This is a genomic window from Enteractinococcus coprophilus, assembly GCF_006716305.1.
Taxonomy (GTDB): Bacteria; Actinomycetota; Actinomycetes; order Actinomycetales; family Micrococcaceae; genus Yaniella; species Yaniella coprophila.
The window spans coordinates 376,014-388,904 of the sequence record NZ_VFOU01000001.1 but is presented as its reverse complement, the minus strand read 5'-3'; the positions used below and the strand labels follow the sequence as shown (position 1 = coordinate 388,904).

Genomic DNA, 12,891 nt, shown 5'->3' with positions numbered 1-12,891 from the left:
TTAGGCTAAACCTAGATATTCCTGACCGCACACTCTGGGAGTTGATGCCAGATGTTCCGTACATATGTGGACCACGGCGTCGCCGCCGCCTGGGGTACCGCCGAAGCAACCGTCTTTTTCGTCGTCCCCGATCTCTGGACTAGCTGGCTTGCCCTTCACAACCCGCGCCGCGGTTTTGCCACCACCATCTCGGCACTCGCCGGCGCATTGGCAGGGGGTGCGACGAACTACCTGGTCACCCAGCGCATGTCGCCGGACGAGACTGAAGAGACCCTGGCAGCGATCCCCGGCATCTCCAAAACAATGATTGCCGACGTCGAGCGCGAACTCGACGAAAAAGGGTGGTCCGCACTCGTATTGGGGCCAACCCGCGGGGTGCCGTATAAGATCTACGCGCGCACACTGGCCCACGGCAACGCCTCGTTCGCTAGGTTTATGGCACTATCTGTGCCGGCTCGCATGGGACGATTTCTCGCCGTCACCGGTGGTGTCGGGGCCTTAGGAAAGCTTGCAGACCGACGCGGATGCAGCAGTAAAACTAAGAGCCTGCTATTTGTCGGTGGTTGGGCTGCGTTCTACACGTGGTACTTCACAGCAGGTCCCGGCAAACTGGGACGTTCACGGTAGATGATAATGCGGCTTCATCGCGTGAGGTTGGCTTGTCATGAGGGGTTTCACTGCAGACCTCGCCGGGCTCTAAGCTGGAGAACATGACAGAATTTTCTTTCCCGAACTGGTCCGGCCGTGATGACGGAGCAGGTCCAGAACACGCCCGCTGGCACAATCGCATCCAAATCGTTGACCCATCCCAGCCTGGGTTGGTGCTCTTGGGTTTCGCGTCGGATGAAGGAGTGCGCCGGAATCAAGGGCAACCCGGCGCGGTCGAAGGCCCGGCTGCGATCCGTGCTGCGTTAGGCTCGTTCGCCGTCCATCACTCGATCCCGCTTTATGATGCCGGGGATATCGACGTCGTCGACGGAGATTTAGAAAACGCACAACAGCGTTACGGCGAGAACCTAGCTGGCTTGTTATCCCAGAACCACGTGACCGTGGGACTGGGTGGTGGTCATGAGATCACGTGGGCGTCGTATTTGGGTGTGCGTGCGGCGTTCCCAGATGCACGACTGGGCATCATTAATCTGGATGCGCATTTTGATAATCGTCCGGGTGAGCTGGCGACGTCGGGCACCGGCTTTGCTCAGATTATGAAAGCCGAAGCGGGGCGCGACACTCTGGTGACCGCGATGGGGATTGCTGAGGCGTCGAATACGGCTGATTTATTCGGCCGGGCACGGCAGGCGGGCATCGGGTGGATGACAGACGACCGGTGGATTACCTACCCTGGTGAGGCAGGCCGGGCCGTAGCACAGCTGCTTGAGCAGACCGATATCGTCTATCTGACCATTGACCTTGATGTATTGCCCGCCGCCGTGGCCCCGGGACTAAGTGCTCCGGCAGCATATGGTGTGCCGTTGCCTTTGGTTTCAGCGGTGATTGATCACGTCGCGGCATCCGGCAAGTTGGTTCATGCGGATATCGCGGAGTTGAATCCGAGACTTGATAATGATCATCGGACTGCAGCGGTTGCAGCGCGGATGGTGGATCGTCTGTCGAACGCTGCACGGGCTAGAACTATGCCGACGAACCCGTAACGGTTGCGTACGCTTTACTAGCCTTTCGGAACAGGGTGCTCATCGATTCAGAGCGTTGAACTGGTAAAACATGGGGACGGTTTAAGGGTCGATACGAGGGTGCTCGTGGAGTACCCATCCAGTCCACGGATCGGATGTGATGGTTCCGAGGTCGCTATAGGTAGCAAACCCTTGAAGGTCTGGGACTGCTGCCTGTTTGCCTGGCGGTGTTGGGAAAATCGTCAGGATGATGCCAATAAGTTTCAGCACGGTGCCCTCCCTGATAGTACTGAGATATACCCCGGTCCAGAACTGGAGCTTTGGTCCGGTAGCGCTTCGTGGCGAAACGTGCAGATCATTGTGACACAAGTCACAGTATTGAGCAACCGAAGGTTTTAGGGTGCGGCCGAGAGCGCTGAAAGCTCGGCCCAGGGGTGAGCAGCCGAGCCGTTTCAAAAACATGGCAGTTCAGCGCAGCCAGCGATGAAGATGCGGCCATCGAGACCTCTGTGATTGTCGCGTTGAGTAGGGCGAATCATGTCCGCCGTCTCGGCATCAACGAGTGTTCCGGGGCGAGACTCGGCTGGCCCTCGTTTTATGTTGGCAATAAATCTGACCGAGGTGTAATGCTCAGACAGTAGACTCGAGCTCGCTGACCGCCGGGAGGGCAGGTTGTCGGGGCGAGTGCTGCGATGACTTAGTCGAATGACTATTCACAACCCAGCGTGACGGCAGATGTCATCAGCAAAATTCTCCGGGACTGCACTCCTGATGGTTAGCGGATCCGGAATAGTCGTTTCGCCTTTGGTAACAGTGTCAGTTTTGTCTAACACAATGCAGTGGCGGGTCGGTGCTATAGAACCTCGGCGATCTCGCCGGGCAATCTCCAGGCCGTCATGCTAAGAGTAGCAACATGACAGTTTTGATTGCATTCTGTGCCAATGTGCTCGTTGCGATCGCGAAATCGATAGCAGCCGCGTTGACGGGGTCGGCTTCGATGCTCGCCGAGGCAGCACACTCGTGGTCGGATGCGGGTAACGAAATTTTTCTCATCATTGCTGATAAGCGCTCCGTCAAGCCACGCGACGAGCGCCACCCGCTGGGTTACGGGCGAGAAGCCTACGTGTGGTCATTGATCGCCGCATTCGGTATTTTCACCGTCGGCGCTGTGGTTTCGGTTATGCACGGGATTCAGGAACTTTCCAATCCCGGGCCGGTGGAGTCGCCGGGCGTTGCGTATGCGGTGCTGGGGATCGCCTTCGTACTTGAAGGCATCTCCTTTACTCAAGCCACCATCCAAGTCCGACGACGGGCCCGGCAAATCGCGGTGTCACCGTTGCGCCTGATTTTCGGCAGTTCGGATGCGACTTTACGTGCTGTAGTTTTTGAAGATTTCGCAGCACTTGTCGGTCTGGTCATCGCAGCCGGCAGCATCGGGCTGCACCAACTCACCGGCAACGCGGTGTGGGATGCCGTGGGCTCGATCACCATCGGTGTGCTGCTTGGTGTGGTCGCCCTGGTGCTGATCGAACGCAGTCGCCACTTTCTGGTGGGGGCGGCATCCTCGGCCGCATTGCGGAACCAGGTTGGTCGACGATTGCTGGCGCAACCCGAGATTGAACGCGTGACCTACTTGCACCTGGAATATGTTGGTCCCTCCCGGTTGTTCCTCGTTGCTGAAGTAGACCTGGTCGGAGACGCCAGTGAGGACGACGTCGCTACTCAGCTGCGGCGTATCGAATATGCAATCGAGCAGCACGAACAGATCGCCGAAGCAGTCCTCTCGTTATCGGTCAGCGATGAAGAATCGTTGCAGTTCGATACGTGAGGGCACCACCGCTGTGCGGTGTTTAGCGTCCGAAGCGGGTGAGTCGTAGCGAGTTGAGCACCACCAACACCGAAGATGCCGCCATCGCAGCACCGGCGAACATCGGGTTCAACAACCCAAAGGCCGCGATCGGAATGCCAGCCGTGTTATAAGCGAACGCCCAGAACAGGTTGGTGCGAATAATGCTCAAGGTCTTGCGTGACAACTGCAGAGACTGGGAGACCTGTGTCAACGACGAACCCATGACGGTGATATCGGCTGCTTCACGCGCCACATCGGTTCCTGATCCCATCGCGATGCCCAGGTCAGCCTGGGCTAATGCTGGAGCGTCGTTGATCCCGTCACCGACCATAGCCACAGTCTTGCCAGCGGCTTGGAGCTCTTGTACCTTGTCAACCTTGTCTTCCGGGCGGACTCCGGCAAAGACGTTTTCTGGGTCAATCCCGACTTCGGCGGCGACCTGTCGGGCCACTGATGCATTGTCGCCGGTCAGCAGGATCGGCGTGATCCCCAGGTCTTTGAGTTCGGCAATAGCCGGAGCCGAGGTATCTTTGATTTGGTCTTGCAGTGAGATAATGCCGGCGACCTCACCGTTGATGACAACCCAGATTGCCGTGGCGCCGGCTGCTTCTGCATCGGCCAGTGCCTGATGCTGCGTATCGGTGAGTTCACCGACCTGCTGGGTGATAAAGGTTGACCGGCCTGCTGCAACGCGGTGTTTGGTGCCGTGCATGGTAACGGTGCCGATGACGCCACCACCCGCGGTAGATTCGAACTCGGTCACTTCTGAAAGCTCCCCAAGCTGTCGCCCGGCTTCCACGATGGCTTGGGCGATGGGGTGTTCGGAACCCAGTTCAACGGCTGCGGCGGCCCCAAGGACGTCATGAGACTGGTGGCCATTCATGGTTTGTGCATTCGAAACGGCCATTTCGCCTTTGGTGACGGTCCCGGTTTTGTCTAACACAACGGTGTCGACTCCGCGGGAGTCCTCTAAGACCTGTGGCCCGCTAATGAGAATTCCCAGCTGTGAAGCGCGACCGGTTCCGGCCAGTAGGCCAACGGGGGTCGCCAGGCCGAGGGCACACGGGCACGCGATAATCAGGACGGTGACAGCAGCTCGGAAGGCGGTAGCTGGGTCGCCAGCGATCAGCCAGCCGATGAGCGTGACCGCAGCAATGAGCAAGACGATCGGCACAAAGACTGCCGAAATGCGGTCGGCTAGGCGGGCAATCGGGGCTTTTTCGGATTGGGCGCGGGAGACGAGCTGACCCATTTGTGCCAGGGTGGTATCGGCGCCGGTGCGGGTGGCTTTGACGACGAGTCGGCCCGAGGTGTTGATCGTCGCGCCGGTCACGGTATCGTGTTCCGATACTTCTACGGGTACGGATTCACCGGTAATCAGCGAGGTGTCGATAGCCGAGTGCCCCGACACCACAAACCCGTCGGTGGCGATCTTCTCGCCCGGGCGCACAATAAATTCCTCCCCCACGTGCAGGTCCGCCGCGTCAATGATGACCTCTTGGCCGTCACGGACGACGGTCGCCTTCGTGGCCGCCAAATTCAGCAACGACCGCAGCGCTTCACTGGCCCGATTCTTAGCCCGAGCCTCAAGGTATCGTCCAAGTAGGAGGAACGTGGTGACCACACCGGCCGTCTCGTAGTACAGCGAGTGATCGTGTGAACCGGCCATGTGCGTCATACCGGGATCCAGCAACAACTCTACGGTTGAGTACACCCAGGCTGCCGTCACGCCGATCGACACGAGCGTATCCATGGTCGAGCCACCGTGCCGGGCAGCTTTGACTGCACCACGGTGAAACGGCCAACCGCCCCAGAATGTCACCGGTAGTGACAGCACCATTGCCACCCAGCCCCAGTGTGGGAACTGGAAAGCGGTGAACATCGAAATCAGAAAGAGCGGAACCGTCAGGATTGCAGAAATAATCAACCGCGGTTTCAGCTCTGCTGCCCCGGGTGCGTCATCGACGTTCGACTCCTCGAGGTCGGATTCCGCCTCATCAGTCGCAGCGCTCTGTGGCTGGTCTTGGCCGTGGATGACGGCGTCATACCCGGCCTTGGACACGGCATCGACCAAGATCTGATCTTCTAACCCGCTCGGCACCTTAATGAAGGCTTGATTCAGCGGCAGATTGACCGAGGCCTCTACGCCGTCGATCTTTTCTAGTTGCTTCTCCACGCGCCCCACACACGAGGCACAGGACATGCCTGAGATATCCAGTTGTACTTCGCGGGTGTCGGTGGTTTCAGCTGTCATGAAGATCCTTGAGTCGATACGAGAAAGTTAGTTGACGACGGTGTATCCGGCGTCGGTAATGGTTTGGGTGAACTGCTCTGCAGATGGTGTCGGGTTGGAGGTCACGGTTGCGGTTGAGACCCCGTCGTCGACCAGGTCAACGTTGACGTCCGTGACGCCGGGCAGCCCGTAAAGAGCTTTGGTGACCGAGCCGACGCAGCCCTGGCAGGTAAGTCCTTGGAGTTTCAGCGTGGTTTGTGCCATGAATAGCTATCCTTCCTAGCGGAGAAGTCGGCCGATAGTGGCCGAGACCTCTTGAACTTTTTCTTCGATGACGGCTTCATCGCCCGAGGCCGCAGCATCGATGACGCAGTGGTTCATATGGTCGGTAACCAGTCCCAAGCTCAGGGCATGCAGTGCTTTATTGACGGCGGACACCTGGGTGAGCACGTCAATGCAGTACGCGTCATTTTCGATCATGCGTTTGATGCCCCGTACCTGGCCTTCGATGCGCGCCAAGCGCTTGAGGTAAGCCGCTTTATCGTCGGTGTAGCCCACTGCGTTGTGGTCTGACTGTTGTTTCGTCATGATGGTCCCTTGATCTGAGCTGGTCTCTCACTCGGCTACTATACCCCCTAGGGGTATAAGATGGACAATGCTTCACCCGCAGCAGACATGCCCCACAGGGTATCTATATTCAGCATCACTCAGAGCCCACTTAAATGCCGTGGCGGGCCACCAGAATTTTCTGATGACCCGAGGGTGAGCTGAACATCATGCGGCTGTGCTGACTATGCGACCGGGGTCCGAGAGTCGTAGCGCAGAAATCCTGGGACCAGCCGCACGGCCAGCGTTGCTGCGATGACGCATAGCAGGCCGCCCAACATCATGGTGACGGCTTCGCCGATCCCAGCCGAGACAGCGCCGGTGAGCATTTCACCGACCCTTGGACCACCGGCAACGACAACGATGAAGACTCCTTGCAGCCGTCCTCGTAAATGATCGGGTGTCGCGGTTTGCAGGATCGTATTTCGGAAAATTCCCGAGACCGAGTCCGCCGCCCCCGCAACCATGAGCATGGCCACGGCAGCGCACAGCAACATCAGACTAGGCTCGCCGCTGGCCGCGCTACGAATGGCAAGCCAGCCGAAGAACCCAAACAGCGCGATGGACAGACCCCAGACCACAATCGACCAGTAGACGGCTTTGCCTTGAGCGGTGATGCGGGTGAACGTGCCGGAGAACAGGCCTGCGATAAATGCACCAGCTGCAATACCCGCGAGCAGCAATCCCGTGACGAGTTCTGCAGGGTCATCTGTCGATCGGCCAACCCCTTGTGCATAGCTGGAACCAATGATCAGTACACCCATCGCCGGCAGGACGGCGCGCGGGAAAGCCGTTGCCATGGCGATGATGTCCAGGATGAACGTCATCCGCAAATTCTTGCGTGTGGCCAAGAATTGGAAGCCTTCCCAAACGGATCGCAGCCCAACTTTCCGGTCTGAGACCGGTTCTCCGTCTGGATGGACGGGTGGCAGCGCCGGTAGACGATAGACGGCATAGAGCGTTAATAAAAATGTGACAGCATCAATCGTGTAGGTCCACGAATAGCCGATCGTCGCGACCAGCCCACCGGCAAGTAGCGGCCCTAGCATCATCGAAATAGACATGGAGAGCATGTTCAAGGCATTGGCTGATGCGAGCAGTTCCGTGCCGACCAGTGCTGGAATAATCGCCCCTCGTGTTGGTTGATTGATCCCCGAAGCGCCGGAATGAATCGCAATCAGACCGTAGAGCAGCCAGATATTTTCGATGCCCAACCAGGCATGCAGACAAATTGCCACAGTGGTGAGCCACAGTACCAACGCGGAGTATAAGGCGACTTTGCGCCGGTCGACGTGATCGGCGATCGCGCCACCGTAGAGCCCTGTGATGATCAGCGGTACCAGCGCAAATGCGCCCAGTAATCCCACATAGGCGGAGGAGCCGGTGAGGGCAAAAATCTCGAGTGACACTGCGACCAGTGTCAGCTGGGTACCAATGGCCGATAACGAGTTGCCGATCCACAGTCTGCGATAGTCGCGGCTGACCTTTAGCGGGGTGATATCGGCGAAAATAGTGCTCACTTTCACAGCATAACCCAGCATGCCTAGCAGATAGTTTCGCGGTCTGTGGTGGTTTTCCACAGTGTGTGGTGGCGGGTGGTGGTAGTGCACAACCGCATTGCGTTTTCTTATCGTGTCCGTGTGGCTGACTAGGGTTGGGGTATGGAAACACGGGATGAGGTCGCAGGAGACGTGGTGCAGCGGGCGATGGCCGTGCTGGGCTCGTTACCGGCCCCGGAGTCCCCGGAAGCTTGTATTGATCGGCTCCAACTGGTGGAACAAGCCGCCCGGATGCTGCGGGGCGATCAGGCCTTGACGACCTCGAAACTCGTCGACTACCGGCATGCTGACGAGGCCGCGTTACGGATCCCTACCTCCGAGCGGTGCAAGGGCATCGAGGCCGAAGTCGGGTTTGCTCGGGGCGAGTCCCCATATGTGGGGGCCGCGTTGACCCATACGGCCACGGCACTGTGCACCGTGTTGCCCCATACGTTGGCGGCGCTGACCGAGGGTCGGGTCAGTGAATTTCATGCCCGGGTGGTCGCCCAGGAAACCCTCCATCTGTCTGATGCCCACCGCCGGGCAATCGATGCTTTGATTGCCCACCGGTTGGGCAAAGCCTCCACCACCCAATTGCGGCGGCTCATCCAGGGCCATGCCTACCGGTTAGATCGGGCCGCCGCCGAAGCCCGGGCCGCAGAGAACACATCCCGGCGCCGGGTGTGCAAAGACCCCGCCGGGGATGGCCTGGTGTATGTCACCGCTGAGCTGCCCGCCCACCAAGGGGCCGCCGTGATGGAAACGCTCACGCGCCTCACCAACCAACGCCTCGACCAAGGCCAAGCCGTGGATGCCGATGGCACACCGTTGACCCGAGACCAGGTGATGACCGATCTGTTCGTGGAGTTACTCACCGGGCAAACCACCGCCAACGGGGTGCAGGCTGAAGTCATCGTCGTCATGCACGACACGACCTTGTTCGGGGCCGATGACCTGCCGGCTTGGTTGCCCGGCGACGGCCCGGTCCCGGCCGGGATGATCACCGACTGGCTAGCCGACCCAGCCGCAAACATCTTCTTACGGCGGCTCTACACCCGACCCACCGATGGGCAACTGGTGGCCATGGATTCCCGGCGCCGCCACTTCCCCAAGAATCTGACCAAAATGCTGCGACTCCGCGACGATGTCTGTGCCACACCGTGGTGTAATAGCCCGGTCCAGGACGCCGATCACCGCCACCCCTGGGCCGAAGGTGGGCCCACCAGCTGGGACAATGCCACCGGACTGTGCAAACGCTGCAACCAACGCAAAGAAAATCGGGGTTGGACCTACACCGGCACCGTGGATGAACTCACCGTCACCACCCCCACCGGACACACCTACACCGTGGACACCCGCCCACCCCTGGCCGAGATCAAACACTGGAACAGCGACCCACCCCCACCCCTCGGGGCCATCGACATCGCCTGGGCCGCCGCAGCATAATCTTGACTGGCCCATGGCACTGGTTGAAAAGCCCACGTGGCCACATTCCGGGACTGCCCTATTCAGCTTGAAAAGTGGTGCGTCATCCTTGACTGATGACGCACCACGGCTGGTGCTTATAAAGCGCGCGCATCCACAATCACGCCGTCTTCATCGGCGTAGACCAGCGCACCGGGGATGAACTCAACGTTACCGATGGCCACCGGCACATCACGTACTCCAACGCCGTCCTTAGCGGACTTGCGTGGATTGGACCCCAGCGCTTTGACACCGAGCGGTAATGCCTCGATTTCATGACGATCCCGCACAGCGCCGTGAATGATGACCCCGGCCCATCCGCTATCTGCAAAGGCTTTGGCAATATTGCCGCCCATCAGCGCTGATCGCAGACTCCCACCGCCGTCGACGACGAGCACCTGTCCGTTGCCCGGTTCATTAGCGATGGCTTTGACTAACCCGTTGTCATGCAGACACCGGACTGTGCGAATGCGACCATGAAATTGTTTATGCTGGCCCAGGGAATGCAACGGCAAGTCGAGGGAGGCTACCTCATCTTCGAACTGATCATAGATATCCGAGGTGTAGAAGATCTCGCGTTGTGTCATAGGTGGACTTTCTTTGATCGAGGATATTGCACTTGATGCTTCCTCGCGGCTCACCTGATCTAGCGTAGCTTCCTCGCCGCGCGATGGACAGACGACAAGCGCCGCGAACCCCAAAAGGGGCGGCGGCGCTCATCGGATGGATTTTGTATTAGCAGGGTGGCTCACTGACCATGATCCAGTCGAAGTCACCCTGGTCGTCCGGCACCTGATGTGGGTTGGGCTCAGGCTCAGGGGTAAGGAAGTTAAATAACGTTGTCATAATCAAGTGCCTCCTTCCAGGGGTTGACTATGCGGCGGTCATATTTCTTAGGTCAGCAGCGCCCGGTGCGTTATGAGGTGATCGACTTCGAGTCGTTGCCACTGCTAATTTCAATCTTGCGTGGCTTGGCTGTCTCTGCGACTGGAACTTCCAGCGCAAGGACGCCGGCCTCATAGTTCGCCGAGATATTGTCGGTGTCCAGGTTGTCGCCGAGCACCAGCTGACGACTGAAGTGCCCGCGTGGGCGTTCAGATGCCAGACGTTCGACGTCGTCGGACAAGGGAGCGCGTTCGGCTTTAACCGTGATGACATTGCGTTCAACATCCAGGTCGATACTGGAGGGATCGACACCTGGCAAGTCGAATTCGATGTGGAACGTGTCGCCGTCGCGCCACGCATCCATCAACATCATGGTTGGCCGCATCCGGGTGCCCGTGGAACCCAAGAGCTGTTGAGTCAGACGGTCGAGTTCACGGAATGGATCACTGCGCATAAGCACGGAGAATACCCCTTTCATTCGACGGTTTGATTCATTTGTTAGCGGAGGAAATCTATAGCATCCGCTATAGATTTGATATACCATAATATGGACATTCGCACAAGGGAAAGTATGAACGAAGCGGAGACTTTAGACGAGATTGATGATTCCAGGGGCGTGTACACCATCTCGGTGGCTGCCGAGCTGGTAGGGGCGGGGGTACAGACGTTACGCCTGTATGAGAGTCGCGGCTTGGTTGAGCCGGCACGCACGCCGGGCGGGACACGACGCTATAGCAATGATGACATCGAACGTTTGCAACGCATCACCGCACTACTGGAAGACGGATTGAACCTCGCCGGGATTGATGTGGTCTTGAAACTTCAAGATGAGAATGCAAGGCTAAGAGCCCAGCGAAAGGAGTAGTTGTTATGCCCGCAGATCGCAAGAAACCGCAACTTGAAGTTCCGGAAGAAGGTCTCCTGGAAAACTTCGTCGACGCTGAAGGAGACGAGGACCAGCCGATACTACCGAGAACACCCAAACCGATCACGGTCAATGAAGCTGACTGGGTCGAACAACATATTGATGTACCTGTTGATGACGACGACATCGAACACTCCTAAAAATAGCGTTTAAAAACTGGAGCGCAGATCGCAACCGATCTGCGCTCCAGTGTGTTAATGGGTGAGTTTTAGAAGAAACCCTGTGGCTGTTCGGAGTAGGACACTAACAGGTTCTTGGTTTGCTGATAGGCCTCGAGCAACATCAGGTGAGTCTCGCGACCAAAACCGGACATCTTGTAGCCACCGAAGGCTGCGTGTGCCGGGTAGGCGTGGTAGTTGTTGACCCACACCCGACCGGCTTGGATGTCACGTCCAGCACGGTAGGCAACGTTGCCGTTGCGTGACCAGACACCGGCACCCAGACCGAACAGCGTGTCATTGGCGATCGATAGGGCGTCGTCGTAATCCTTGAAGGTCGTGGTAGCAACCACCGGCCCGAAGATTTCTTCCTGGAAGACGCGCATATCGTTGGAACCGCGCAGCACGGTTGGGGCCACGTAGTAGCCGCCGGACAGTTCGCCGCCGAGATCCACGGCTTCGCCGCCGATCAGGACTTCGGCACCGCCCTGTTTGCCGATATCGATGTAGGACATGATCTTTTCGAACTGGTCATTGGATGCTTGAGCGCCCATCATGGTGTCGGTGTCCAGCGGGTTGCCCTGTTTGATCTGCTTGACGCGTTCGATGCCCAGATCGTAAAAGTCATCGGCAATGCTCTCCTGAATGAGTGCACGCGATGGGCAGGTGCAGACTTCACCCTGGTTCAGCGCAAAGAACGTGAACCCTTCCAGCGCTTTATCCAGGTAGCCGTCGTCGGCGTCCATGACGTCGCCGAAGAAGATATTCGGGGATTTGCCGCCGAGCTCCAGGGAGACCGGGATGATGTTCTCGGTGGCATACTGCATAATCATGCGCCCGGTGGTGGTTTCACCAGTGAACGCAATCTTGCCGATACGTGGCGAGGACGCTAGCGGTTTGCCGGCTTCTAAACCGAAGCCGTTGACGACGTTGAGCACGCCCGGTGGGATGAGGTCGCCGACCAGTTCCATCAGCACCATGATTGATGCAGGGGTTTGTTCGGCGGGTTTCAGCACAATACAGTTGCCACCGGCTAATGCCGGGGCGATTTTCCAGATGGCCATCAGGATCGGGAAGTTCCACGGGATAATTTGGCCGACCACACCCAGTGGTTCGTGATAGTGGTAGGCCACGGTGTCGTCATCGATTTGCGACAGAGAGCCTTCTTGTGCGCGGATGGCGCCGGCAAAGTAGCGCAGGTGGTCGATGGCCAGCGGCAGGTCTGCGTTGAGCGTCTCGCGCACGGCTTTGCCGTTGTCCCAAGATTCGGCGACCGCGAGTTTTTCGAGGTTTTGTTCCATCCGGTCGGCGACGGCCAGCAGTACCGCGGCGCGTTCAGTTGCCGAGGATTTATTCCAGGTTTTCGCAGCGGCGTGCGCGGCGTCCAGGGCGGCTTCGATGTCTTCGGCGGTGCCTCGGGCGATCATCGTGAAGCACTGGCCGGTGATCGGGGTGGGGTTTTCAAAGTATTGCCCCTTGGCGGGGGCCTTCCATTCGCCGCCAATGAAGTGATCATAGCGATCCTTGAAATCTACGACGGCGCCGTCGGTATTCGGATTTGCGTACACGACCATGGTGATACCTTTCCCTAGCGTGGAGGAG

14 protein-coding genes are annotated in these 12,891 nt (G+C 58.4%); 6 read left to right on the top strand and 8 right to left on the bottom strand.

What is annotated here, in order from left to right; all coding sequences use genetic code 11:
- The first annotated feature begins 51 nt into the window (after positions 1–51).
- Together FB556_RS01800 and hutG are read left to right on the top strand one after the other, a co-directional pair.
- Positions 52–627: a hypothetical protein gene (locus FB556_RS01800; protein WP_141864205.1), complete on the top strand. Its 576-nt coding sequence runs from the start codon at positions 52–54 to the stop codon at positions 625–627.
- Between the two features lie 83 nt (positions 628–710).
- On the top strand, positions 711–1,652 hold the full coding sequence (gene hutG, locus FB556_RS01795; RefSeq protein WP_141864203.1) for a formimidoylglutamase: 942 nt from the start codon (positions 711–713) through the stop codon (positions 1,650–1,652).
- Between the two features lie 81 nt (positions 1,653–1,733).
- Here hutG and FB556_RS13360 read toward each other — a convergent pair whose 3' ends face one another.
- The gene (locus FB556_RS13360; protein ID WP_170200321.1) at positions 1,734–1,901 is read right to left on the bottom strand and encodes a hypothetical protein; all 168 of its coding nucleotides are present in this window, start codon (positions 1,899–1,901) and stop codon (positions 1,734–1,736) included.
- Between the two features lie 643 nt (positions 1,902–2,544).
- Here FB556_RS13360 and FB556_RS01790 point away from each other — a divergent pair.
- On the top strand, positions 2,545–3,459 hold the full coding sequence (locus FB556_RS01790; protein WP_141864201.1) for a cation diffusion facilitator family transporter: 915 nt from the start codon (positions 2,545–2,547) through the stop codon (positions 3,457–3,459).
- A 22-nt stretch (positions 3,460–3,481) separates the two neighbouring features.
- Here FB556_RS01790 and FB556_RS01785 read toward each other — a convergent pair whose 3' ends face one another.
- From FB556_RS01785 to FB556_RS01770, 4 genes are all read right to left on the bottom strand, one after another.
- Positions 3,482–5,734 (bottom strand): heavy metal translocating P-type ATPase, encoded by a 2,253-nt coding sequence (locus FB556_RS01785; protein ID WP_141864199.1) that lies wholly within the window; start codon positions 5,732–5,734, stop codon positions 3,482–3,484.
- Between the two features lie 27 nt (positions 5,735–5,761).
- Positions 5,762–5,977: a heavy-metal-associated domain-containing protein gene (locus tag FB556_RS01780; protein ID WP_141864197.1), complete on the bottom strand. Its 216-nt coding sequence runs from the start codon at positions 5,975–5,977 to the stop codon at positions 5,762–5,764.
- A 15-nt stretch (positions 5,978–5,992) separates the two neighbouring features.
- Complete coding sequence (locus tag FB556_RS01775) at positions 5,993–6,301, bottom strand: metal-sensitive transcriptional regulator (protein WP_141864196.1); 309 nt, start codon at positions 6,299–6,301, stop codon at positions 5,993–5,995.
- Positions 6,302–6,504: 203 nt separating this feature from the next.
- Positions 6,505–7,839 (bottom strand): MFS transporter, encoded by a 1,335-nt coding sequence (locus FB556_RS01770; RefSeq protein WP_141864194.1) that lies wholly within the window; start codon positions 7,837–7,839, stop codon positions 6,505–6,507.
- A gap of 141 nt (positions 7,840–7,980) precedes the next feature.
- Here FB556_RS01770 and FB556_RS01765 point away from each other — a divergent pair, with 141 nt between their 5' ends.
- A complete protein-coding gene (locus tag FB556_RS01765) occupies positions 7,981–9,303 on the top strand; it encodes an HNH endonuclease (protein ID WP_141864192.1) in 1,323 nt (440 codons plus the stop codon).
- 116 nt (positions 9,304–9,419) lie between these two features.
- Here the strand turns inward: FB556_RS01765 and rraA are convergent, their stop codons facing one another.
- Complete coding sequence (rraA, locus tag FB556_RS01760) at positions 9,420–9,908, bottom strand: ribonuclease E activity regulator RraA (protein ID WP_141864190.1); 489 nt, start codon at positions 9,906–9,908, stop codon at positions 9,420–9,422.
- A 329-nt stretch (positions 9,909–10,237) separates the two neighbouring features.
- The gene (locus FB556_RS01755) at positions 10,238–10,666 is read right to left on the bottom strand and encodes an Hsp20/alpha crystallin family protein (RefSeq protein WP_141864189.1); all 429 of its coding nucleotides are present in this window, start codon (positions 10,664–10,666) and stop codon (positions 10,238–10,240) included.
- A gap of 87 nt (positions 10,667–10,753) precedes the next feature.
- On the opposite strand from FB556_RS01755, the gene FB556_RS01750 reads away from it, so the two are divergent.
- Positions 10,754–11,071, top strand: a complete 318-nt coding sequence (locus tag FB556_RS01750) for a MerR family transcriptional regulator (RefSeq protein ID WP_141864187.1) — start codon at positions 10,754–10,756, stop codon at positions 11,069–11,071.
- A gap of 5 nt (positions 11,072–11,076) precedes the next feature.
- Entirely contained in the window at positions 11,077–11,271 is a 195-nt protein-coding gene (locus FB556_RS01745; RefSeq protein WP_141864185.1) for a hypothetical protein, read from the top strand.
- Between the two features lie 68 nt (positions 11,272–11,339).
- Here FB556_RS01745 and exaC read toward each other — a convergent pair whose 3' ends face one another.
- Positions 11,340–12,863 (bottom strand): acetaldehyde dehydrogenase ExaC, encoded by a 1,524-nt coding sequence (gene exaC, locus FB556_RS01740; protein WP_141864184.1) that lies wholly within the window; start codon positions 12,861–12,863, stop codon positions 11,340–11,342.
- Positions 12,864–12,891: the final 28 nt, after the last annotated feature.